Here is a 21,704-nt window from a genome sequence, read left to right on the forward strand (position 1 = left end):
TCTTTCCAAGGCTAATACTAAACCGTGCGAAAATCCCCATAACAAAAATGTAACATTCGCTCCGTGCCAGATGCCTGCCAAAGAAAAAGTGAGAAGGAGATTAAAATAAGACCTAATTTCAGAAACACGGGATCCTCCCAGAGGGATATAAATATAATCACGTATCCAACTAGCTAGTGTCATATGCCACCTCACCCAAGCGTCACTCAGAGACGTTGATAAAAAAGGAGCTTTAAAATTTTCGGGAAGGTCGATGCCTAGCAGTTTACCAAGCCCTCTTGCCATATCCGTATACCCTGAAAAATCACAATATGCCCTTGCTGCAAAACTAAAGAGAGCTAAGGCATTTGAAGGACCATCGTAAGCATTAGGATTGTAAAAAATGGGATCTATGACTATGGAGATATTATCTGCTACGACTACTTTTTTCAGTAATCCCAGGAAAACCAAATAAAGCCCTTCGAATAGCTGTTGTTTGTTCGCCTTCCAATTCTCTAACTGATAAAAAAATTCACCATGCCGTACGATAGGTCCAGCTACAAGCTGCGGAAAGAAGAAGATAAAAAGAGCAAATTTTAAAAAATTTGGATTTTCTTTGGCATCTCCACGCCGCACGTCCGCAGCATAGGCAATCATTTGGAAGGAATAAAAACTTATTGCTAGCGGTAAAGTAATGGAGTCAAAGCCGAATTGGGAATCAAGAAAATGCCGTATGTTTTCAGGTTCAAAAATAGGGGAAGCCGTCAGATAGAGCAAACTGTCCCAGAAAAAATAGAAATATTTAAATACAAATAAGTTTGCGATGTTTAAAAAAATAACAAAATAAAACCAGGGTGATTTTCCATTCAACTGTACTCTTTGATTCCCAATATGATTGAGAACAACGATCGCGAGAAAATGTAAGGCGAACGGAATAGACCAGGCAGCGTAAAAAAGAACAGATACAACAAATAAAAAAACATGCCTTCCCTTGCCTTTGATGCTCCAATTGAGAATGTAAACCACGAGAAAGAAAATTAGAAAACTAAGAGATGTGAATTTCATACGAATTTGTACCCCATTTTGAAGGATTGTCCTCTTTAATCAACTTGAATCACAAGGCCTTTCAAATATTCCCCTTCGGGGTGGTAGATAGAAAATGCATGGTCGGGAGCTTGTGACAATTGATGTAAAACACGAACATTTCTGCCGGCGTCTTTCGCTGCCCCAAACACGATTTTTCTAAATAGATCTGCCGAAATGTGCTGAGAACAGGAGAAAGTGAAAATCAGTCCACCCTGTTTGATTTTTGAGATCGCTCTTAGATTGATATCTTTATATCCACGTGCTGCCGCCTGGATCTTTGAAATGTGTTTTGTGAATGCTGGTGGATCCAATACAATTAAATCATAAAATCCATCATCCATGTGCTTCAAATAATCAAAACAATCCAGAGCCAAGCTTTTGTGTTTATCGGAGATTGTCTTTGCATCGAAATTTTGAAGCAGGTTCTCTTCACACAACATGAGTGCGGATTTTGAGATATCCAAGGTATGCACCATCTGGGCCAAAGACTGCAACGCATATACAGAAAAAGCTCCAGAGTAACCAAATGTATTTAAAACTGTTTTGTCTTTGGCATACGATGCGAGCAACTTCCTATTGTCTCTTTGATCCAGAAAAAAACCTGTCTTCTGACCATTCGCCACATCTACGGCAAAGTGCAATCCGTTCTCTAGGAAATTACATTTACCTAATGTACCTTTATAGAAGATGACTTGCGATTCTTCTGGTGTGTCTCCTTTTTCTTGTTTTTCAATGATACTTTCCAAATTTAGAGTTTCCAGAAAATGGATCAGCTCTGATTTATGTTTTTGACTGCCAGGCGTTTTACACTGAATCACTGCTGTTTTATGATAAATGTCTACGGTAAAACCTGGGGAAAGATCTCCCTCAGAGAATAGAAAACGAAAACCATTGGTTAGCGCAGAATCGAAAAGAGCTATTTTTTTTTTGTAAATTTCAGTCCATCTTTCTGTCCAAAAACTTGGTTCCAGATCAGATTTATCTTCTTGAAAGGAGATCAGCCTAACTCGAATTTGACTCTCTGAGTCAAAATGTCCGTAACCAAGAAATTCCCCAGAATGGCTCTTGATTTTTACAGTATCGCCGGATTTTACGCCCTTGGGTGTACTTTGTATGGCTCCAGAAAAAATCCATGGATGATAATTTAAAACTGCTTTTTCTTTTGCTTTTTTTAAGATGATGTCCATAATACTTTCTAAGAATACCCTTATCAATCCATGCTCTCACTCATCCGACTGCTTTCACTTCTTTATGTTACTTGCCTTTCGGGTATGATTAGCGCGGAGACAATGTTGCCTTCCCTCCAGATTACAGATTTGGCTTCTCCTGTCAGCCTTGATTCAACGGAGTCGGAAGCATCTTCATGGTTGGCAGCCCCTGCTCCAAAGTCCACAGCAACCCTCGCCTCAATTACAGAAAAAAATTTCAGTTCTCTCAATTGGAAAAAAATTAGAGTTCCCGGTAACATCATCAAACAATTGCCAGAATTGCAGGGAAAAAAAGAGATCATCCTTGCGAGATGGATCCAACTTCCTTCGAATCTTTCTAACAATCTTTCCTTGCGATTGGGAGTGATTAACGATTGCGATGAGGTATTTTGGAATGGAATCAAGATCGGTGCAACAGGAGATTGGAATTCCAAATACCCTCAAGCCTATGATAAAATACGTATCTATCCAATTCCGAGTAACCTTGTACGCAATGGCGGCAACCATTTATTACTCATTAGGGTAAAACCATTCTTTGCTTCAACTGCCGGCATAGAACAGGATTCAACTTGGATTGGACACACGGACCAAATCCTTCGCAAATTTTACATTGACGAATTTGTAAAAATCATTTTTTTAACTGTCTACTTAACCGTAGGAGTTTACTTTCTTTTCCTATTTATCAGAAGAAAAAGACAATCCGAAAATTTCTACTTTGCTTTATTTTCTCTTTGTCTCGTACTTTACAACTTACTGCGAAATCAAATCAAATATGAGTTTGGATTTTCATTTTTAACGATGAAGCGGGTCGAGTATTGTTTACTCATTATGCTTCTCCCTCTAATGTTTCACTTTATCAGGAATTTATTTGAATTCAATAACAAAAGATTATACAAATTATTTGATGCATTAGCTCTGTGTTTCATTCTAATTTTTATCATAGATGATAATATTGAACATTATGATTTAATAACAAAAAATTTCATACAACCATCTTGGATTTTTTATGTGATACTCATTTTATATTTTCTAATCAAAAGAATCACTGAAAAGAACAAACAAGCATATGTAGTACTCATTGGTCTCCTATTTGTAATGTTTGCTTCGGGAATCGACATTATCTCTACTCGAGGCATCATCGTATTTCCAAGAATTTTAGGTTATGCCTTTCTTGCTTTTAACATAAGTTTAGCACTCGTTTTAGCAAATTCATTTGTAAAAGTTCATGAGGAAGTGGAGAATCTAAATAAAAATTTGGAATCAAAGGTTGAAGAAAGAACCATTGAATTAAACCAATCACTAAGAGAAGTTCAAAATTTAAAAGAACAACAAGATGGAGATTATTTTTTAACTTCCCTGCTTATAAATCCCCTAGCAAAAAATGAAAACAAGAGCCAAACGGTCATTACAGAATTTTTTACGAGACAAAAAAAAGTTTTTGAGTTTCGCGGAAATGCCAACGAGATTGGAGGAGATATTTCTATATCAGACCAAATCGAGTTAAATGCAAAACCTTACGTTGTTTTTATCAATGGGGATGCCATGGGAAAATCCATCCAAGGTGCAGGGGGAGCACTTGTTTTAGGTGTTGTATTCCATGCAGTGGTTGCAAGGACTAAAGCAAATTCCCATTCGAATTTAGAACCCGAAATGTGGCTCAAACAATTGTTTTTGGAATTACAAACTACTTTTGAGAGTTTTGACGGATCGATGCTAAGTTCGATCGTACTTGGACTTGTTTGCGAACAATCAGGCTTACTCTACTACGTAAACGCAGAACATCCTTGGTCTATTCTTTATCGGAACAAGGAAGCTTGGTTTCTAGAATCGGAAATGTCGATGCGAAAACTGGGCTTTCCTCGTAACGGTTATCTTTTTTCCGTGATCAAGCTTCAACTTTTGCCGGGAGACCAGTTTATCTGCGGCTCTGATGGGCGCGATGATCTGGCAATCCTGAAAGATCCAAATACAGAAGAAAAACAAATCAATGAGGATACTTCGCTCATTCTAAAATGGGTAGAAAAGAGCGAAGCAAATTTACAGGAAATTGTGAATTATTTGGAAAATTTTGGAGAATTAACGGATGATTTAACTTTCATAAAGGTTACTTATAAAAATACAGAATTACCAGAATCCCAAGTATAATTCTATAAACACCAAAAGAGAAAAAACTTCGTCGTCTCAAAAATGAAATAAAAAGCCGGATAATAAAATAGCAAATAAAAAAGGATATCAAACTTCCAAAAAGTAAGATTCCAATGGTCTCCTCATTTAGGATCGCACGATGTTTGTATAATTTATAAAATCCAGCTAGAGTCAGTACGGGTAAAGCAAGAAAGAAAGAAAATTCCGCGGAATCCTTCTTAGAAACACCTAACGCTCTAGCAGTGATGATTGTGGCCGCTGATCTTGATACACCCGGAATAAGCGCAAAACATTGGAAGATACCAATCAATATAGAATCCTTAACGCCTATCTGGCGGTGGGTGGAAGAATCTGTGTGCTCCGTTCCTTTTTTCCACTCGATGAACACCATAATGAGCCCACCTACTAACCAAGATATACCGAGTATTAAGAGTAGCTCTGGGCTACTCTTAATGGTATCTAATTTTGATTTTAAGACGAAACCAAAGAAAAGGATCGGCACTATTCCGAAAAAAATATTTCGGTAAAAATCGTAACCGACTTTTGAATCGGCGTCGCCTTTAAAATAGCTTACGGACTCTTTGGCGTGTTCATAGAATTTTTTATAATACAAAAACAGAACAGAAAGTATCGCCCCTGTCTGAATGAAGATATCAAATAGATCTTCGAAAGAGTCTGATATTTCTCCTAAACCCTGGAAAGGGAAAAAATAACTAAAAAGAAATAAATGGCCTGTAGAGGAAACGGGAAGAAATTCCGTGATGGCTTCAATGACACCACGGAGAAATGCATTTAAATGATTATCCAGAGATTATTTTCCTGCAGGTTCGCTTGGCGTAACTTCAGGCTCAAGGGCTCTTCTCTTAGGCGCAAGATATGCATCTAAATCAAACTTATCGTTCCGTTTGATTGTGATTTCTTCTTTGATCCTTTCAACAACTAACGGAAGCTGCTCTCTTGTCTGCGTGGATTTTAATTGAGCTTTTGCGAATTGAAGGCATTTGTCGATTGTTAGGCTGGCAATATTCTTGTCTAAACCGCGCAGCCTCTCGCATTCATTTTTCGCTACTTCGTCTGTGATTTGGATTTTTTTTTCCACTTGTTCAGAAACGTACATCTGTGCAATGGTCTGCATCTCTACTTGTTTCAAAACTTCTTGGACATCCGGTCTGGAAAAATAGCCTTTCTTCTCCGCAACCAACTTTGTCATAAGCATTTGTCTGTATGTTTGGTAAAAATTCTTTTTCTGTAACTGAAAATTTAATTCTTGGAACTGTTGAGGTACTTCCTGAATGTCCTTTTCCACAAATTCAAGGAGTGTCTTTTTTTCGATATTTTGCAAACGACTGATGGAATCGAGAGCCGTGTCGTAGGCAGTTTCAAATTCCTTTACCGTGATCTTATAGCCATCAAGTGTTTCAATGACGGGGCTTGTGTCACCACAATTGATAAACAGGGTAAAAAGGGATAAGGCAGCTAAAATGATAAATTTTTGGGACATGAAATTATTTCCAGGCTAGTATAAGTTTAATATGTGATGATGTTGAGAATTGCACAAGCCTATGTCTATCACTTTTTTGATAAGGAATTCTGGCCTTCAATCAGAAAAGTCAAAAGAGCAAGCAAAGATTTGATTTTTTTCAAATCATCCGATTCTGTAACCGAATAACGAAGAATTGATGGCTCTTGTGGATGAATCATAAGTCCTTTGAATTTTGTTAATGCTTGGATGATGCGACTCGGATCACCTCGGAAATACGTCCCGCATTTAAATACTACCTCATTTGATTTCTCGGAAACCGATTCAAAACCGAGCCGAGAAGATAGAGTTCTGATTTTTTCCAGTTCTACAAAGGTATTTGCGATGGCCGGAAGTTCACCAAATCTGTCTTCCATCTCAAGAGTAAGATCTGCGATTTCATCTAAATCACTAGCACCCTCAAATCGTTTATAAAATTCAATCTTTTGCTTGGTATCTGGAATGTATGAATCTGGGAGATAAAAATTTGCAGAGAGATTAACGGCCGTTCTAACTTCAACAGCCACATCTTCTCCTTTGACGCGAGAAATTGCTTCCTCTAACATTTTTACATAAAGATCAAAACCCACTTCCATGATATCACCGGATTGTTCCCGACCCAATAGATTTCCTGCCCCTCTGATTTCTAGATCTCGCATGGCTACTTTAAATCCTGAACCAAGTTCTTGGTATTCAAAGATGGTATTTAGTCTTTTTTCAGCGACTTCTGTCATCATCGCTTTCGATGGGTAAAATAGGTAGGCGTAGGCCTTTCTATCTGATCTCCCCACTCTTCCACGAATTTGATACAACTGGGATAACCCAAACATATCAGCTCGCTTCACGATCAGAGTATTGACATTAGGCATATCGATTCCAGATTCAATGATGGTAGTTGTTACCAAAATATCATATTTACGATGATAAAAATCTACTAATGTTTCCTCGATCTCATCCTCTGTAAGCTGTCCATGCAAAATTCCTACTGCTACCTCTGGCACAAGCGAACGGATGTAACTTGCCTCTTCCTCAATGGATTCAACACGATTATACAAATAGAAAACCTGACCACCCCTCTCAATTTCCTTTCGAATGGCTTCTTGTATGAGAACATCATCTTCTTCCAAAACATAAGTTTCTACACTTTGTCTATTTTTGGGAGGAGTTGATATGATCGATAATTCCCGTATGCCTGTGAGAGCCATATGCAAAGTACGTGGAATGGGAGTGGCCGTAAGCGTGAGAACATCCACCAATTGTTTGAATTTTTTGATCGATTCTTTATGCGTCACACCAAACTTTTGTTCCTCGTCAATGACTAGTAGACCTAAATTTTTAGGTTTAACTTTTGAAGACAAAATTGCATGCGTTCCAATCAACATGTCAATTTTACCCTCAGTAAAAAGTTTCAAATCTGCTCGAACTTCAGAAGGCGAACGAAATCTAGAGACAAAACCAATGCGAATCGGATAATTTTCATACCGCGATTTAAATGTATTAAAATGCTGAAGAGCAAGTATGGTTGTTGGAGTTAAGAGCATGACTTGTTTTCCCGCCATGATCACTTTGAATGCCGCTCGGATTGCTATTTCTGTCTTTCCATAACCAACATCTCCACAGACCAAACGGTCCATAGGCCTTTGCGATTCTAAGTCTTGTTTTACGGCTTCGATGGCGGAGATTTGGTCTGGGGTTTCTTCAAATTCAAATGCTGCCTCGAACTCTTCCTGCCAAATGGTATCTGGAGGGAACGGGAATCCGTTTAATTTCATCCGATTCGAATACATTACAACCAATTCTTCTGCGAGCTTATCAACAGACTCCTGTACTCTTTCCTTTGCCTTCTTCCAAGAATTTTTTCCTAGCGTATCGAGACGCGGAGTATCGGTGCCACCAATGTATTTTTGAACGAGTGAAATCTGATCTAATGGTACAAAAAGCGTATCTCCGCTTGAATATTCTAGCTTAAGAAAATCTCTCTCTTTGTTATCTGCTTTCGTTCTTTCTATCTTTACAAATTTTCCTACACCATGATTGACATGAACGACAAAATCACCTTCCTTCAAGTCGATGAAGGACTCGATCATTTGCGAGGCTTGTTTTTTATATCGAGTTTTTCTCTTATACTGCCTTCCAAAGAGATCATTATCCGTAAAAACATGCAGGTGCTCTTCAGGCAGTGCGTAACCCTTGCGTAAGTCAGAAATTGCGAGATGGATACCTGGTTCTAAACTATCAAAGGGAATCAGCTGTGGTTCTTCAGAATCTTTATGAATGATGTTTGCTGTCTTTTCTGGAAATAAACCCTGAAGGCGTAACATTTGCGCTGAGAACGAAGAAGTGATTAAGATTCGGTTTTTTGGATCCTCGGTTAATAGTTCATCGAAATGTTCTTTTGCTTCTCTAATTTTTCCTCGAAAACTCTTTACCTCTTTAATGGGGAAGGAAGTAAAATGGTTTCCATTTGGAGGAAGGAGGCTAAATACAATCGCATTTTTCGTATCCGATGTGAGCTCATCCCATTCTCTTTCAAAGGACAGGAGCTCTTCTGGAAGAAGGCAAATCGCTTCACTATTTTTCTTTTCGTAGAGAGTCTCGTATTCTCTCTTCATTCCAAATGCTCTTTCCCTGGTCTCACTCACTCTAGGAAATAAAAGCAAAGGAGAATCAGGAAATAGACTTAGAAAACCCTCATGTTTCCGAACAAGAGGTAAGAGTTCCTCAATGATATTGTTTTCTTCCTCAATCGGAGTCTTTTTATCTGAAAAAGTTTTTAATTTCGACTTATAGGTTTCATATTCTGCTGTCGTCACCACAGATTCGTTAGCTGCAGTAATGATAATTTTATCTATCTTTTCGATGGATTTTTGGGTATTTGGATCGAAAGTCCTTAAATCATCGACCGTATCTCCAAAAAAATCTATTCTTACGGGATAACTTAGATAAGGCGTATATATATCTAGGATTCCACCTTTTAAACTGAAGTGCCCAAATTGTTCACAAACTTCTTCCCTGTGGTAACCTAAGCGAATCAAATCAAGGGTTAACGTATCGAGAGAATAATCGTGTCCCTTTTCCAGTGTAAGAGATTTTCCAGATAAACTTTTTACATTGGGAATCTTTCTTAGGATGGCAGATACAGAAGTGACAATGAGTGCTGGTTTTTTTGAAAAAATGCGATTGATCGCAAGGATGCGATCACGTTTCCATTCTGCCTGCCACTTTGTATATTCGTAAGGAATGTTCTCGGGACCTGGAAAATAAAAAATCTGATCAGAGTCTAGATAAGAAACCAATTCACGAGTGAAAGCCTCGGCATCAGAATTTGAAGCGAGGATGACAACCTTTGTCTCCTCTGCCTTGCACTTTAAGAAAATTTCTGAACATAAAAGAGGACCACCGAAATCACCCACTCCGCTTAGAATGATACGTTCTTTCTTGGCTTCTGTTTCAATCTGCGCGAAATTCAAATACTCATCTTTTTTGTTTTTTTTTGGTTTCAAGTTTAATTCTGTGAGATGTTATAGATTTTTAGATTTTAAAATTTGATTGTCAATCAGACGTGTATTTCCAACGAACACGGCAATAGCGAGAAGAAAATCTGATTTTAAATCGTTTGCGATTTGAAGGGATCTCGGATGAACTGCTTCTATGTAGTCAATTTTAATGCTAGCCGAAGATAGTAAAAAATCTCCGAGTATTTCTGTAAATGTCTGAGGATGTTGCTCTCCGTTTTCTATCAGTCTCTGGGCAAGAGCAAACATACGTGGAATGAGAGATGCCGTTTCTCTCTCTTTTGAGGACAATCTAGCGTTTCTTGAACTCATAGCAAGGCCATCACTCTCTCTGAGAGTCGGTACACCGTGAATTTCAATTGGAAAATTTAAAAGTGTTACCATGTCTTCAATGATTCGAAATTGCTGAAAGTCTTTTAGACCAAAAAAAGCTTTGTTAGGTGAGACAAGGTGGAATAGCTTAGAGACAATGAGCATGACTCCTTCAAAGTGCCCAGGCCTGGTTCTACCGCATAAATTCCTTTGTAAATCGATCTGAGTCAGGGTTATATTACCTTCCAGATTTGGGTACATTACCTCTTTCTCTGGCAGAAACACCAAATCAACACCGGAAGTTTCACATTTTTTTAAATCCCCTTCGTTATCGATGGGATACTTTCGATAATCCTCTGGATCGTTAAATTGGGCCGGATTGACAAAAATGGATACTACCGTTTTAGAACAAATATTTTGAGACGAGCGGATTAGTTCTAAATGACCCTCATGCAAAAACCCCATTGTGGGAACAAAACCGATAGAATGCTCCTGAAGCTTCCAATCTAAAATGGTCTTCTGTAGATCCTCAACAGTCCTGGCAACAAACATTAAATATTTTCCTCGTACCTTACTTTTACACTCGTTCCGTGCTCTTCATCTAAACCTTCCAGCTCAGACATTAACTTTACATAAGGATATAATTTATTTAAAGATTCTTTCGTTACTTCCTGGTACGTGACTCGTTTCAAAAAAGTATCTACGCCGAGCGAGGAATAGATGCGACTGCCGCCTGCAGTGGGAAGAATATGATTTGTACCACTTATATAATCTCCCATGGCAACAGGAGAATATCGTCCCAAAAATACAGAGCCTGCATGTTCAATGCTAGCAAATTCGAAATATGGGTCTTTCGTTTGGATTTCTAAGTGTTCAGGAGCTAACAGATTTGAGAAGGCGATACATTCCTCCATTTTTGAAAACACCAAAATACCAGAATTTTCATAAATGGCCTTTTGTTTCATTGCTAAACGCTTTGGTCGTATTTGGAAAGCAATTTCTAATTCCTTCGAGACAGCTTCAGCTAACATTTTGCTTGTGGTCAATAGAATAGCAGAAGAATCCTCACCATGTTCTGCTTGGGAAAGCATATCGCAAGCGATCCACATAGGATTTGCCGTTTCATCGGCGATGATACAAACTTCAGAAGGACCAGCAGGACTATCGATGCCAATTAATCCTTGTCCCGAAAGATAAGACTTTGCTGCCGCCACATAAACATTTCCTGGTCCGACGATAAATTCCGATTTTGGGACAGACTCGGTTCCGTAGGCTGCGGCCGCTATGCCTTGCGCTCCGCCAACTGTTACAATTCTTTTGATACCAAGAATCTGTGCCAACCAGATCAATATCTCTGGGAGCCCTTCTTTTTGAGGTGGCGTGACGAGTTGAATGTCTTTAACACCCGCGATGATAGCAGGAATCGTTCCCATAAGAACACTTGACGGGTATAAGGCGGTTCCGCCAGGAGCATATACGGCAAGAGAAGGAACAGGAGTGTATTTGATACCGAGAGTATTTCCGTCTACTTTTATAGACCAATCCTGTCTCATCTGTGCCTTATGAAAGGTTTCGATATTTGCTTTTGCTACGAGAAATGCTTCTGCAACGTTATTAGGGATTTTTGTTTTTATAGACTGAGGATCAAGAGTGATTGATTCTAATGCGATCCCATCAAATTGATTTGTAAATTTGCGAAGTGCCGTATCACCCTCAAGGTGGACCGCCGCAAGGATCGGGAGGATTTTCGCAGTGGCTTCGGACAAATCTGCTTTTGCCATCTTTAGAAAAGATTGGTAAGACTTGGGTTCACTTAAGGATGCAAACACAATAGGAATGGCCATATCCTGACTCTATTCCAAAATGGGCTCTTATCTCAAGCTTTTTGTCTAATACTGCATCGAGAATTCGAATTGGTATCTGGAATCCAGATGGAATTGAGAATCATTCAGACTACCCATGCCGCTTGTTTTTTCCATTTTTGCAGATACGCGGATGTTTTCCTGTCCCACAGGAAAACCAGTAGGAGCAGAAGGGAAAGCTACGTTTCTTCGCGCGCTGAAGTACGCATCTACCAAATTATACACAATAAACAGTCCAAAAACACCAGCACCAGTTTGGACCGTGTTTAACTCTTGTTTCGCTTGGTTGAAATTGGTCTGAGCCGTATTTCGATTCAGCAACCAAAATAGTTGGGTATCCACATTCTCAGATAACAAAAATCCCAAAAGCACTGCATCTCCATAAGCGGACCTAGCACTTAAAAATTTGTTATAAGAACTCGCATAGGCACCTGCAATTCCTAAAGTGATTACAGGATAGACATATAATTTCCAACTTTGACCATCGATATATGTTTGTCCCCAACCCGGAACGAGTGCCGATCTCCAGATCGTGGACCAATACGGGGAGGCATAATAATCTTCATCTACCTCTTTTTTAAGAATTCTCTCTTGCCGATTTGCAAATCTTTCTGCTTTCTCTTTTGAATCGCTTAATACAACTCTCTTATTAACGTTTAATGCCTTCTTTCTGGGATTTTCTAGAACAAGATCATAAACACCAGTATCAAAATCTGGATCGATATCAAAAATTGCTTTGGCTTTTGTAGATGATTCAATGACCACACTCTTCGCTGGAATTTTTTTCCCATCTAACAAGATATATACCTTCATGGGATCTATGAAATCTTTACCTTCTAAGATGAATGTTTTTGTTTTCTCCTCTTTCGAGACGGAAAATACACTTTCTTTTGTGAGAGCTGGCACTCTTGAGATTACCACTTCAAACGACACCCACTCCGAAAACGATCCAACTTTTCCAAGTTTATTGATGACACCTACTCTGTGCTCATAAACTCCAGCAACTAAATTCGATGCATTGTAAAAATTGGTCGATAGCTTTTCTGATAAAACTACGCTTCCATTCGCATTTCGAATTTCTAGGAGATATCCAGTCGCTCCTGGCACGTCCGCCCATTTCAATTGGTAGACCGCTGTCTCCTCGGTCTCGGTAGATTGTGCAACCAAACCGAAGGCAGTCACTAAAAGCAGAAAGAAGAAGTAGTATTTTTTATTCCACATAAATCTTTCCTGGAGTAAGGATTTTAGGAATACTGAGGTTCGGAAGAGAAATGAAAAAATCGGATCTCGTATAAACAGATTCTTTTTCTCCATCCGCTTGTGTATAGAGAGAGCAAATCTCAACTCTATATCGACCTTCATTTAATTTAATAAAATCAGTGAAGACATATTTCAATTGGGTTGTTCTCTCGGAAAACACTGGCTTTTCTTTGATTCCACTTATGTCGATTAACTTGATCTTATAAGCGGAAGCCTTTTCTTGAGCCTTCCATGAAAAAGTTATATTGCTTTTATTGGAAATGTCAATGTTTTCATTTTTGAGTGGCGATACCAAAACAGGCGGTTCCATTGATGAATTTACTGTAAAATTCCAGATTTCGCTTGTTACGTTTCCATTCTTGGTTTCAGCTAAAACCCTCCAGAAAAGTTTACCAAATTCTTTTGGCTTTATTTCTGCAAATGTATTTGAGCCAGATTCCGAAATCATTAGGGATTGAAAATCATTCGATTTTGAAATCTCCAATTTATAGCTTGCTTTACTGGAAAGTTTTTTCCAACGAAGTAATAAATTTCCTTTTTCTGTCACTGTCGCTTCCGAACCGTTTGTTGGTGATAAAAGATCTAAGTCTTCCTTTGCAACGACACTAAAATTGAAGATTGCTGAGAGGATATCCTCCTTTCCGGGAGTGCGCCCCCTAACCCTCCAAAAGTAGGTGCCAGATTGCAAATCGCTTCCATATTTTAGAAAACTATTTTCAGAAATTGCCTTATATAAAATTTTTGTAAAAGTTTTGTCTTCACTCAATTCAAATTGAAAGGATTCAAAATCCTTAGTATCTTTCCAAGAAAAGAAAATATTATTTTCAATTTGCTCTTTTGAGAAAACTTTATCTTTGGACGGCTCCACGAGGGCTGGTGGTTCTTGATTTAGTTTTCTTCCAACCGTGAATCTACTGACGCTCGAAATTTTTTCTGGAACATCAGGAAGATTGGATCGGGCAATGACACGTGCATAATATGTTCCATCAGGAAGAGATTCAAAAGAAATCGCCTGGTTTTGTGTCTGTTTCGTTTTCAATTCGGAAGAAAAACCCGGATCTTTTGCTACTTGAGCCGTATAACTGGAGTATAATTCAAGATTACCCCAGGAAACTTTTATGACAGGTACTTCACTCGTATAAGAGAAGTTATCTCCATCCTTTGGCAAAAACAATCGTAAGCCTGGATTTGATATGATTTTAAATTTGAAAGTTTCGGATGTTTGTTTGTCTTTGGTTTCAGGATCAATAAAAACAATTCGCCAATGATAAGAACCGCTAGTGAGACTTCGCGAAAGACTGCCGCTTCTAAGTTTCTCTTTGATCACGCTCTTTGAAAAATCGGGAAACAAAGAAACCTCAATATTCGCGTTCGTTGCTTTTAAAATTTCAGGTGTTACCCCACTTACGTTAAAATTAATCATTTCCGAACCTGTTTCAGAAAGAATCAGCTTTTTATCTTCGGGACTTGTAAGTCCAAATTTGGGTTTCGAGACCTTTACACCTTGGCTTGAGACACTGGCAACCTCATCTTTTGCTATCGTTTCCTGTTTCCCGTTTGCAGTGATTTTTGCCTCCCCTTCACCAACTTTTACATTCAATTCATCTTTTGTTTTATCGAGTTTGATATCCCCTTTTCCAACTTCTACAACTTTATCTCCTGCTGTTATGTTCATTTTGACGTCAGTATTCCCTGTACCCTCTCTCGCAGCTTCAAAGGATCCATAAGCAAAATTGACGTTGATGTTTTTATCCGATATATCCAACAGAATCATAGAATTTTCAGATATATTAATTTTTGTTCCGTCGTTTAAAGTGAGTACTGCATCTGAAAGACCTTCTGTCCGTATCGTATCACGGTTTTTTACTTCAGAGCTTGATTCAATGGAGTCCCAAACAACCTGATCATTGAATTTTCGCAAGACTGTTTTAGTTTTAAACGTAAGGACTCCAATGGTTGGACTATCTGAGCCGCCTAACGTTGAAGTCAAATTTAAATACAAAAGAAATGAAAGAATCCCTATTATGAATAAAAAGAAAGGTACTACAAATCTTGTATCATTTAGCAATCGCATCTTTTATTACTTATGAGTTCTTGTAAAAACCCCATCCCATTCCGTACCAGGAGAAGATACTTTATACTCTTCGCATCTTTCTATGAGTACATGACAGGCTTTGTCTTTTTTTCCTTTTGCTAATTCTGATTCAGCAAAATATTGGATGGCTTTCTTCCAATCTTTTTCTAAGTAAGATTGAAATCCCTTTTCATAAAGAGCAGCAGCTTCGATTAAATTACTTGCAACATCTGACTTAAATCCGATCAACTCATGAATTCTAACTGGTTCATTTTTCCCTTTTACACGAACTAAATCGATGTATCTGGTGAGCATCTCATCTTGAATTGGCTTTTGGATGGCATCTGTGATTAAAATATTTACTCCATAGTCTTTACCTGCAGCTTCAAGCCTTGCTGCGAGATTAACAGTATCGCCCATCATCGTGTAAGAAGCAAGAGCATCGGTTCCCATAAACCCAACTTTAGCAGGACCAGAATTTAAACCAATACGCGCATCCATTCCTTGTGCTTCTTTTGAGTATAAATTATTTCTTGTCCAAAAGTCACGAAGGTCTGCTAATTTTTTTACCATCTCTATACTGGCACGCGCTGCTTTCAATTGGTGATCCACCACTGGAACGGGTGCTGAAAAAATACCTACGATCGCATCTCCAATGTATTTATCTAAAACACCTTCATGGGTTTTTAGAATCAATGTCATGGCACTCAAATACTCATTTAGCAGTGCTGCAAGTTCTGCAGATTTTAATTGTTCCGAGATAGTTGAAAAGCTAGCCACGTCCGAAAAGAAAGCCGTGATATTGGTTTCAGATCCTCTTTTTAAGGCAGCCAAGTCCACCATTGCTTCTTGTACAACAACTGGATCAATCATACTTCCTAAAATATTTTTAACTTTTTCTCTCTCTTCTAAACCTTGTCCCATTTCAATGAAATACTCAGTCAAAAGACCTACTTCATCTCTGGTCGTGGGCTTAATGCCAATTCGAAAATTTCCTTTCGCAATCTCAAGCGTGGCTGTTAACAACTGCAAGATGGGCTTTGTGATCGTTTTCGAGAAAAAGAATACGAAAATAAGGGCTACACAAAGTCCAATGCCCATAATGTATAAATTTCGTTTTTGGATTTTATAGACAGCTTCAAAGGCTTTGTCCTCTGATACGATGGTCACAACACCCGTGTCCGCAAAACCAATCTTCTTAAAGGATCCTAAGATCTGGGTTTTCAATTCAGAATCTTCATAACTGGATTGGCCAGTCGCCGCTGCACTCGTAAGCATTGTTTTTACGATCGGCATATTGGAAAGATCCGTTGCGGAGAGAACTAAATCTTCCTTGGGATGGGCTATGACGACACCAGAACCATTCACAAGAAAAGTTGTTTCAATGCCTTTCTTTTCGAAAGCACCTATGATCTTCTCTAACTTAATGATCATAATCAGAATGTTATCTAATTCACCATTCTCGGCTGCAGGAAGTGCTATGGCAAAGGAGGGTTCTTGAAAACCGGGACTTGAGTTTATGAGTACCGATTGTCCGGTGAAGGCGTCAGAAAAGGCATCTTTATTGCGAAGGATGACGTTGTGAAAATCTTCTTCTGTTAGAGAGGTTAATTTCAACTCTTCTTCATTAAAAATTTCTCTCTTATTTACGAGAACATCTCCTTTCTTCTCATAGATACCCAGATATATAAATTCTTTATCTGCATCTAAAAAAGTTTTTAAGAGTTTATTTTTTTGATCCTCAGGTATGCCTTGCGAAGTAAGTGTAACTGCGATTTGTTTACCACGTTCCACGGCATTAATCACATCCGAACGAACCTTGGACCCAATTATTTCCGCCATACGCAGGTTACTATCACGTAATTGCAATTCAGAAGTATTTAAGAAAAATTTCGAAGCAAAAAAAATGATCGTGGAGACTGTTAGAATGAATAGAATGGAAATGACACCCATCATTTTGAGCTGGATAGAAAATTTTGTCGAACTCGTTACCGTTTTTTCTATCATGTCAGTGGAAATCGCTTGGGATTCCGACACAGCATTCTCTTTATCTAATTTAGAAGCAGCGATTTTCTCTTCTTGAATTTCTGGTGTTTTAAGTTCAACAGTTTCCGTCGAAACCACATCCAAGGGCGCTTCTTCGATGGGTTTGGCAACAGGTAGGGAAACATTTGGTTCCGCCATCATTTCGCTATGTGCCGGAACAGGAATCGAGATAGGAGTTATGTTCTTAATCTTTGGTGGATTTAAATTGATAATCTTAATCGGAGGAAAACTAGCATAAGAAAGACTTGAACTAGATATTTCTTTTTTTTGATTTTTAGAAAAATCATTAAGTGCTAAATAAGATTCCCCTACTAATCCAAATTGTTTGGCAACCTGCTCCCATAACTGATGTTCGGAGTGAATTAAAAATATTTTGGCAAATTCTAAGCGAGCATGGCTTTCTGCTTCGATTGATGTAAGAATTGTTAGGTTAGCCTGAGGAAGAGCGGTCTTCCAAGCCTCACAAATTTCTTTGTAAGTAGAAAGTTCTCTGGTTGCATAAAATGGAAACTCAATATGGCTGACTGTATTTGGAATCCCCCAAAGCGGACTTCCGAAACGAAACTCTTTTCCCTTAGGTGTATTGCGTGTTTGTAAAAAACAGTAAAGTCCAGTTTGCCAATCCCATGTCTCTAGACTTTGGGGTGACATATCCCAAACAAGAAATCGAATTTTCGATTCAGAAAGAAAGGGTATCTCGGGAGAAATTTCTAGCATACTATTTATAATATCGACTATTTTCTGTATATTATCCATTGGATTTCTTGATGAAAATACTGACACTCAATTGCAACGGAATTAGATCAGCCCTGTCCAAAGGCCTTCTCGATATAATTCGTAATGAAAATCCTGACATGATTGCCTTCCAAGAAACGAAAGCTCCGGAAACGGAAATCCGAAAGAGTTTCTGGAAAGACCTCGGCTACGAAGCCTTTGTCTGCCTCGCCGAAAAGCCAGGTTATAGTGGTGTCTGCACCTTTACAAAAATAAAACCTCTTAAGACAACAATCGGTTATGGTTCTGGGATTTTTCTTTCGGAAGGGAGATCCATACTATTAGAGTTTTCCAATTTTTACTTTTGGAATTTATATTTCCCTTCCGGCACAACAGGAGAAATCCGCCAAAAGGTAAAATACGAATTCCTAGACGAAGTTACGAGGCTAACTGCCGCGCTTCAAAAAAAGAAAAAACCACTGGTTCTTGTGGGAGATGTGAACATTGCCCATACAGAAAGGGACATCCACAATCCGAAAGCAAATGTGAAAAATAGTGGCTTTCTACCAGAGGAACGTAAATGGATGAGCGATTACTTTCAGGGGGGGCTAGTTGATCTTTACCGCTATTTACACCCTGATAAAATAGATAGCTATAGTTGGTGGACTTACCGAGCGGGAGCCCGCGCCAAAAATAAAGGATGGCGGATTGATTACATACTGGGTTCCGAAGCCTTAAAAAATGCGGCAGAAACAGCAAAGATCATCTCCGAGCCTGTGGTCTCAGACCATGCGGCTGTGGTTGTTGAACTCCAAATCTCTTGACATGATTTGCCAAACAAGCTTCCATCAAACAATGTTACGCAGTTTTTCTCTCTTTATCACACTCCTTTCCTTCCATCATTGTTCTGTGCTAGGCGTTTTACAAGATCGGATTCCAAAACCAGAATTTACTTTTGAATCCTTGAGCATCAAAGAAATTACCTTAACCGATATCACTCTCAAAATGGAAACGACTCTTGAAAATCCTTATCCTGTCGGATTGCCAAAATCGCTACTCAATATGGATCTAAAAATCGAAGGGACAAAACTCACGCACATCTCCACAGACTTGGGGGAAATTCAGGCCAAGGCGACCAAATCCCTTCCTTTTGAATTAAAAATAAAATATTCAGATCTTGTAAAAATTTACCAAAGCATTCCCGGAAAAGCACTCCTTGTCGTGGGACTCGATGGGAATGTGAAAGTTCCATTGCCCGCCTCACTCGCATCAGTTGGACAGGACTCGATCAGTTTTCCCTTCCAAAAAGAAAGAGAAATTCCTGCCGTTCTTCCTAGCGTCGAAATTCAAAATTTTGTGATCAAGATGCCCACAAAAGAAGAAATTGTCTCGCAGTCAAATACGACGGCGGTTGCAAATGCAGCTTTCAACTACCTTGATAGCCTTCTCTCAAAAAAAGCCAAAAAACAAAGTGCTCAGTCTGCTGTTAGCGCTGGACTTTCCGATCTTAAGATCAATTTGAATACAGATTTTGATTTAAAATTTCAGAATAAAGCAGCCTCTGAACTACTGTTTCAAGGTTTGAATTATGATCTCAAACTAGGCGGAGAAAATTTCTTGAAGGGTACACCCAAAGAAATCATCAACAACGGAAAAGAATCGATCGTCAAAGTAAGCACCGCTTTCCCTCTCACCCAAATCAGCCAAGGGCTCTATAAAACGATACAGACAAAAACAGCAGCCTTTGATTTAGGAGGAAGCTCTGGTATGAAAGTTCCCGGTCTAGAGGAAGGGATCAATTTTCAGTATAACAAAGCAGGTAAATTTAGCTGGTAAGAACCAGCTATTTTTTCTTCTGTAACATTTGTTTTACTTCGTCTCTAGACTTTACTGGATAGAGACGGATTTGATAGTTTATGATAAATTTTAAAATTCCAGGCATACCATCTTTGGTAAGGTGTTCATAATTGAAACGGGATGCGTCGTTTTGGATCACCTTTGCGATGTCATTGATTCTCGGAACACGCCGATCAAAAGCAATCGTTTCTAATTTTCCCGTATTCGCATTGAGGCCAACAACAACATAGCCATCATCGATAAAGTTAATGAGATCGAACTTCCTCAATTCTTCGCGTGCAAGTTCATCAGCACCTGGATCGGGCTTACGAATGATCTTATCCGTGTACCGAATCTGTCTTACCATATAACTATCGGAAGACATATAGACGCGAAAAAGTTCTGTTGGCATTTCTGATTTCTTTTGAAAGAAAGGAATCTCATTCGCATTGTTTTGAACAACTTCACCCTTTTCGTTCAATATCACTTCACCATCACCTCCCGGAGGTGGCAGCAATTCACCGATGGGAGTTTCGTTTCGTGAATTTGCATCATCACTGGAACGAGTGGTTCGACAGGAAGCGAGGAGAGACAATAAAATTACAATGACAAGGAGACGGATCTGCATTTGAAATGACTCTTTAGCAAGTCTCGGTCCTTGGCAAGAAAATTTAAGTAATGAGGTAATTAGAAAGTAATGTGGCAAGTCCTAGAAAAAAGAAAAATCCACAGACATCGGTCATGGCGGTTACAAAGATAGAGGATGCAATGGCCGGATCAATATGGATGGCACGGAGCAAAATCGGAACCAGGGAGCCTGTCAGAGAGGCAACTAACATATTCACAAGCATCGCACTTCCCACGACGAGTCCTAGTACCATATTTCCTTTTACTAAATAAATCATGACACCAGTGATGGATCCGAGTACGACTCCGTTGATGCATCCAATCACGAATTCTTTATGAACGGCTTCCCACCAGTTGGAAAAACTTAGATCTCCAGTAGCTATATTTCGAATTACAACTGTTACCGATTGTGTTCCCGCATTTCCACCAAGCCCAGCGACAATCGGCATGAGCGTTGCAAGCACAACAATTCGCGAAATCGTATCTTCAAAATAGGCCACAACAGTTGAGGATAAGAAAGCAGTTAAGAGGTTAACATTGAGCCAGATGATTCTTCGTTTCACCGACTGGAAGATGGGAGTCGCCAGTCTTTCGTCCTCAGAGACCCCCGCCATTCTTAAGATGTCTTCGGATGCTTCTTCTTCTACAATTTCTAGAACATCATCAAGCGTAATCCTTCCGATGATCCGTCCTAAATCATCCACGACAGCCGCGCTAACAAGATCGTACTTTTTAAAGTTTAACGCAACTTCCTCTTGGTCCGTATCGTAATGAAAGGAATAGACGGAAAAATTTGTAATTTTAGAAATTTTCGTGTTAATTGGAGTAAGAAACAGATCTTTCAATGGGATGAAACCCTTTAGGATTTCATCCTCGTCTGTCACATAGATTTGATAGATATCCTCTATCTCTTTGGCTTTTTTACGAACATTGATGATACCCTTGCGAACATTATCCGTAAGCATGGCCGTCGCAAAATCTTTGGACATGAGGCGACCAGCTGTCGATTCCCGAAAGCCTAACTGAGATCTAATTTCAAAGGAATCTCTTTTACTGAGTTTGGATAATACACTATTCCGCTTATTTTCTGTTAGGTAAGAAAGTAAATACGTCGTATCATCTGTTTCTAAAAATTCAAAAGTTTTTGAGATTTCGTCGATGGATAGTTCTTCCAAAAAAGTTGAGAGCATATCATCATGCATTTTGATGAGTGTATAGGCTTGTTCTTCGAAAGGAAGCAATCGAAACAGATACAGTGCTTCATCCGAATCCAACTCATGCAGAACGGTGGCAATATCTGCCGGGTGAGCACCTTCGAGGATTGATTTGAGGTAGTTCTCTCGGGTGTCTTGGATGGCACTCCGAATCTCATCAAGGAAGCCATCAAAAGCCTCGTTGTCTTTATCAATTTTGATACGAAAGAGGGTCTCTTTGCTAATATCTTCTTCCATGGACCGCCTCCCTCACAAAATTTGCAATTGACGATTATGTCACAAACTACATGTCTATGTATATGTCCAA

General features: G+C 39.0%; 15 protein-coding genes. 3 read left to right on the forward strand and 12 right to left on the reverse strand.

All coding sequences use genetic code 11. The features are described from left to right. Together EHQ58_RS00005 and EHQ58_RS00010 are read right to left on the reverse strand one after the other, a co-directional pair. A partial coding sequence (locus EHQ58_RS00005; protein ID WP_135621287.1) for an MBOAT family O-acyltransferase occupies positions 1–1,044 on the reverse strand: 1,044 nt, incomplete at its 3' end. Positions 1,045–1,079: 35 nt separating this feature from the next. Beyond that, positions 1,080–2,252 (reverse strand): class I SAM-dependent rRNA methyltransferase, encoded by a 1,173-nt coding sequence (locus EHQ58_RS00010; RefSeq protein ID WP_135621288.1) that lies wholly within the window; start codon positions 2,250–2,252, stop codon positions 1,080–1,082. A 30-nt stretch (positions 2,253–2,282) separates the two neighbouring features. On the opposite strand from EHQ58_RS00010, the gene EHQ58_RS00015 reads away from it, so the two are divergent. Continuing rightward, entirely contained in the window at positions 2,283–4,418 is a 2,136-nt protein-coding gene (locus EHQ58_RS00015; RefSeq protein WP_135621289.1) for a SpoIIE family protein phosphatase, read from the forward strand. Here the strand turns inward: EHQ58_RS00015 and EHQ58_RS00020 are convergent. The 8 genes from EHQ58_RS00020 to EHQ58_RS00055 all read right to left on the reverse strand — a co-directional run bounded on the left by EHQ58_RS00020 (position 4,378) and on the right by EHQ58_RS00055 (position 17,723). Next, positions 4,378–5,226: an undecaprenyl-diphosphate phosphatase gene (locus tag EHQ58_RS00020; RefSeq protein WP_135621290.1), complete on the reverse strand. Its 849-nt coding sequence runs from the start codon at positions 5,224–5,226 to the stop codon at positions 4,378–4,380. The genes EHQ58_RS00015 and EHQ58_RS00020 overlap by 41 nt on opposite strands. 3 nt (positions 5,227–5,229) lie before the next feature. Continuing rightward, entirely contained in the window at positions 5,230–5,919 is a 690-nt protein-coding gene (locus tag EHQ58_RS00025) for a lipoprotein LipL31 (protein WP_135621291.1), read from the reverse strand. Between the two features lie 68 nt (positions 5,920–5,987). Beyond that, positions 5,988–9,440: a transcription-repair coupling factor gene (gene mfd / locus EHQ58_RS00030; RefSeq protein WP_210412762.1), complete on the reverse strand. Its 3,453-nt coding sequence runs from the start codon at positions 9,438–9,440 to the stop codon at positions 5,988–5,990. A gap of 18 nt (positions 9,441–9,458) precedes the next feature. Then, positions 9,459–10,316: a pantoate--beta-alanine ligase gene (panC, locus tag EHQ58_RS00035; protein WP_135621292.1), complete on the reverse strand. Its 858-nt coding sequence runs from the start codon at positions 10,314–10,316 to the stop codon at positions 9,459–9,461. Continuing rightward, entirely contained in the window at positions 10,316–11,608 is a 1,293-nt protein-coding gene (hisD, locus tag EHQ58_RS00040; RefSeq protein WP_135621293.1) for a histidinol dehydrogenase, read from the reverse strand. The genes panC and hisD overlap by 1 nt, the downstream gene beginning before the upstream one ends. A gap of 45 nt (positions 11,609–11,653) precedes the next feature. Next, positions 11,654–12,847, reverse strand: a complete 1,194-nt coding sequence (locus tag EHQ58_RS00045) for an LIC11435 family protein (protein ID WP_135621294.1) — start codon at positions 12,845–12,847, stop codon at positions 11,654–11,656. Further along, positions 12,837–14,960, reverse strand: coding sequence for a FecR family protein (locus EHQ58_RS00050; protein ID WP_135621295.1), 2,124 nt, complete (start codon positions 14,958–14,960; stop codon positions 12,837–12,839). Before EHQ58_RS00050 ends, EHQ58_RS00045 begins: the two co-directional genes overlap by 11 nt. A 6-nt stretch (positions 14,961–14,966) precedes the next feature. After that, positions 14,967–17,723, reverse strand: coding sequence for an adenylate/guanylate cyclase domain-containing protein (locus EHQ58_RS00055; protein WP_135621296.1), 2,757 nt, complete (start codon positions 17,721–17,723; stop codon positions 14,967–14,969). 50 nt (positions 17,724–17,773) lie between these two features. On the opposite strand from EHQ58_RS00055, the gene EHQ58_RS00060 reads away from it, so the two are divergent. Together EHQ58_RS00060 and EHQ58_RS00065 are read left to right on the forward strand one after the other, a co-directional pair. After that, positions 17,774–18,544 carry an exodeoxyribonuclease III gene (locus EHQ58_RS00060; RefSeq protein WP_135621297.1) on the forward strand — a complete coding sequence of 257 codons (771 nt, stop codon included), beginning with the start codon at positions 17,774–17,776 and terminating at the stop codon, positions 18,542–18,544. A 31-nt stretch (positions 18,545–18,575) separates the two neighbouring features. After that, positions 18,576–19,556: an LEA type 2 family protein gene (locus EHQ58_RS00065; protein ID WP_135621298.1), complete on the forward strand. Its 981-nt coding sequence runs from the start codon at positions 18,576–18,578 to the stop codon at positions 19,554–19,556. A 7-nt stretch (positions 19,557–19,563) separates the two neighbouring features. On the opposite strand, the gene EHQ58_RS00070 is transcribed toward EHQ58_RS00065, so the two are convergent. Then, on the reverse strand, positions 19,564–20,184 hold the full coding sequence (locus EHQ58_RS00070; RefSeq protein WP_135621299.1) for an LA_2219 family laminin/E-cadherin/plasminogen-binding protein: 621 nt from the start codon (positions 20,182–20,184) through the stop codon (positions 19,564–19,566). A 43-nt stretch (positions 20,185–20,227) separates the two neighbouring features. Continuing rightward, complete coding sequence (gene mgtE / locus EHQ58_RS00075; RefSeq protein ID WP_135621300.1) at positions 20,228–21,634, reverse strand: magnesium transporter; 1,407 nt, start codon at positions 21,632–21,634, stop codon at positions 20,228–20,230. Positions 21,635–21,704 lie beyond the last annotated feature (70 nt).

The organism is Leptospira ognonensis (assembly GCF_004770745.1).
Lineage (GTDB): Bacteria > Spirochaetota > Leptospiria > Leptospirales > Leptospiraceae > Leptospira_A > Leptospira_A ognonensis.

What these genes read in the sequence shown, in the direction of transcription:
- EHQ58_RS00050 (WP_135621295.1), bottom strand. Translation starts at nt 14,960, where the DNA reads ATGCGATTGCTAAATGATACAAGATTTGTAGTACCTTTCTTTTTATTC.
- EHQ58_RS00060 (WP_135621297.1), top strand. Translation starts at nt 17,774, where the DNA reads ATGAAAATACTGACACTCAATTGCAACGGAATTAGATCAGCCCTGTCC.
- EHQ58_RS00025 (WP_135621291.1), bottom strand. Translation starts at nt 5,919, where the DNA reads ATGTCCCAAAAATTTATCATTTTAGCTGCCTTATCCCTTTTTACCCTG.
- EHQ58_RS00065 (WP_135621298.1), top strand. Translation starts at nt 18,576, where the DNA reads ATGTTACGCAGTTTTTCTCTCTTTATCACACTCCTTTCCTTCCATCAT.
- EHQ58_RS00010 (WP_135621288.1), bottom strand. Translation starts at nt 2,252, where the DNA reads ATGGACATCATCTTAAAAAAAGCAAAAGAAAAAGCAGTTTTAAATTAT.
- hisD (WP_135621293.1), bottom strand. Translation starts at nt 11,608, where the DNA reads ATGGCCATTCCTATTGTGTTTGCATCCTTAAGTGAACCCAAGTCTTAC.
- EHQ58_RS00055 (WP_135621296.1), bottom strand. Translation starts at nt 17,723, where the DNA reads ATGCTAGAAATTTCTCCCGAGATACCCTTTCTTTCTGAATCGAAAATT.
- EHQ58_RS00015 (WP_135621289.1), top strand. Translation starts at nt 2,283, where the DNA reads ATGCTCTCACTCATCCGACTGCTTTCACTTCTTTATGTTACTTGCCTT.
- EHQ58_RS00070 (WP_135621299.1), bottom strand. Translation starts at nt 20,184, where the DNA reads ATGCAGATCCGTCTCCTTGTCATTGTAATTTTATTGTCTCTCCTCGCT.
- mgtE (WP_135621300.1), bottom strand. Translation starts at nt 21,634, where the DNA reads ATGGAAGAAGATATTAGCAAAGAGACCCTCTTTCGTATCAAAATTGAT.
- EHQ58_RS00045 (WP_135621294.1), bottom strand. Translation starts at nt 12,847, where the DNA reads ATGTGGAATAAAAAATACTACTTCTTCTTTCTGCTTTTAGTGACTGCC.
- panC (WP_135621292.1), bottom strand. Translation starts at nt 10,316, where the DNA reads ATGTTTGTTGCCAGGACTGTTGAGGATCTACAGAAGACCATTTTAGAT.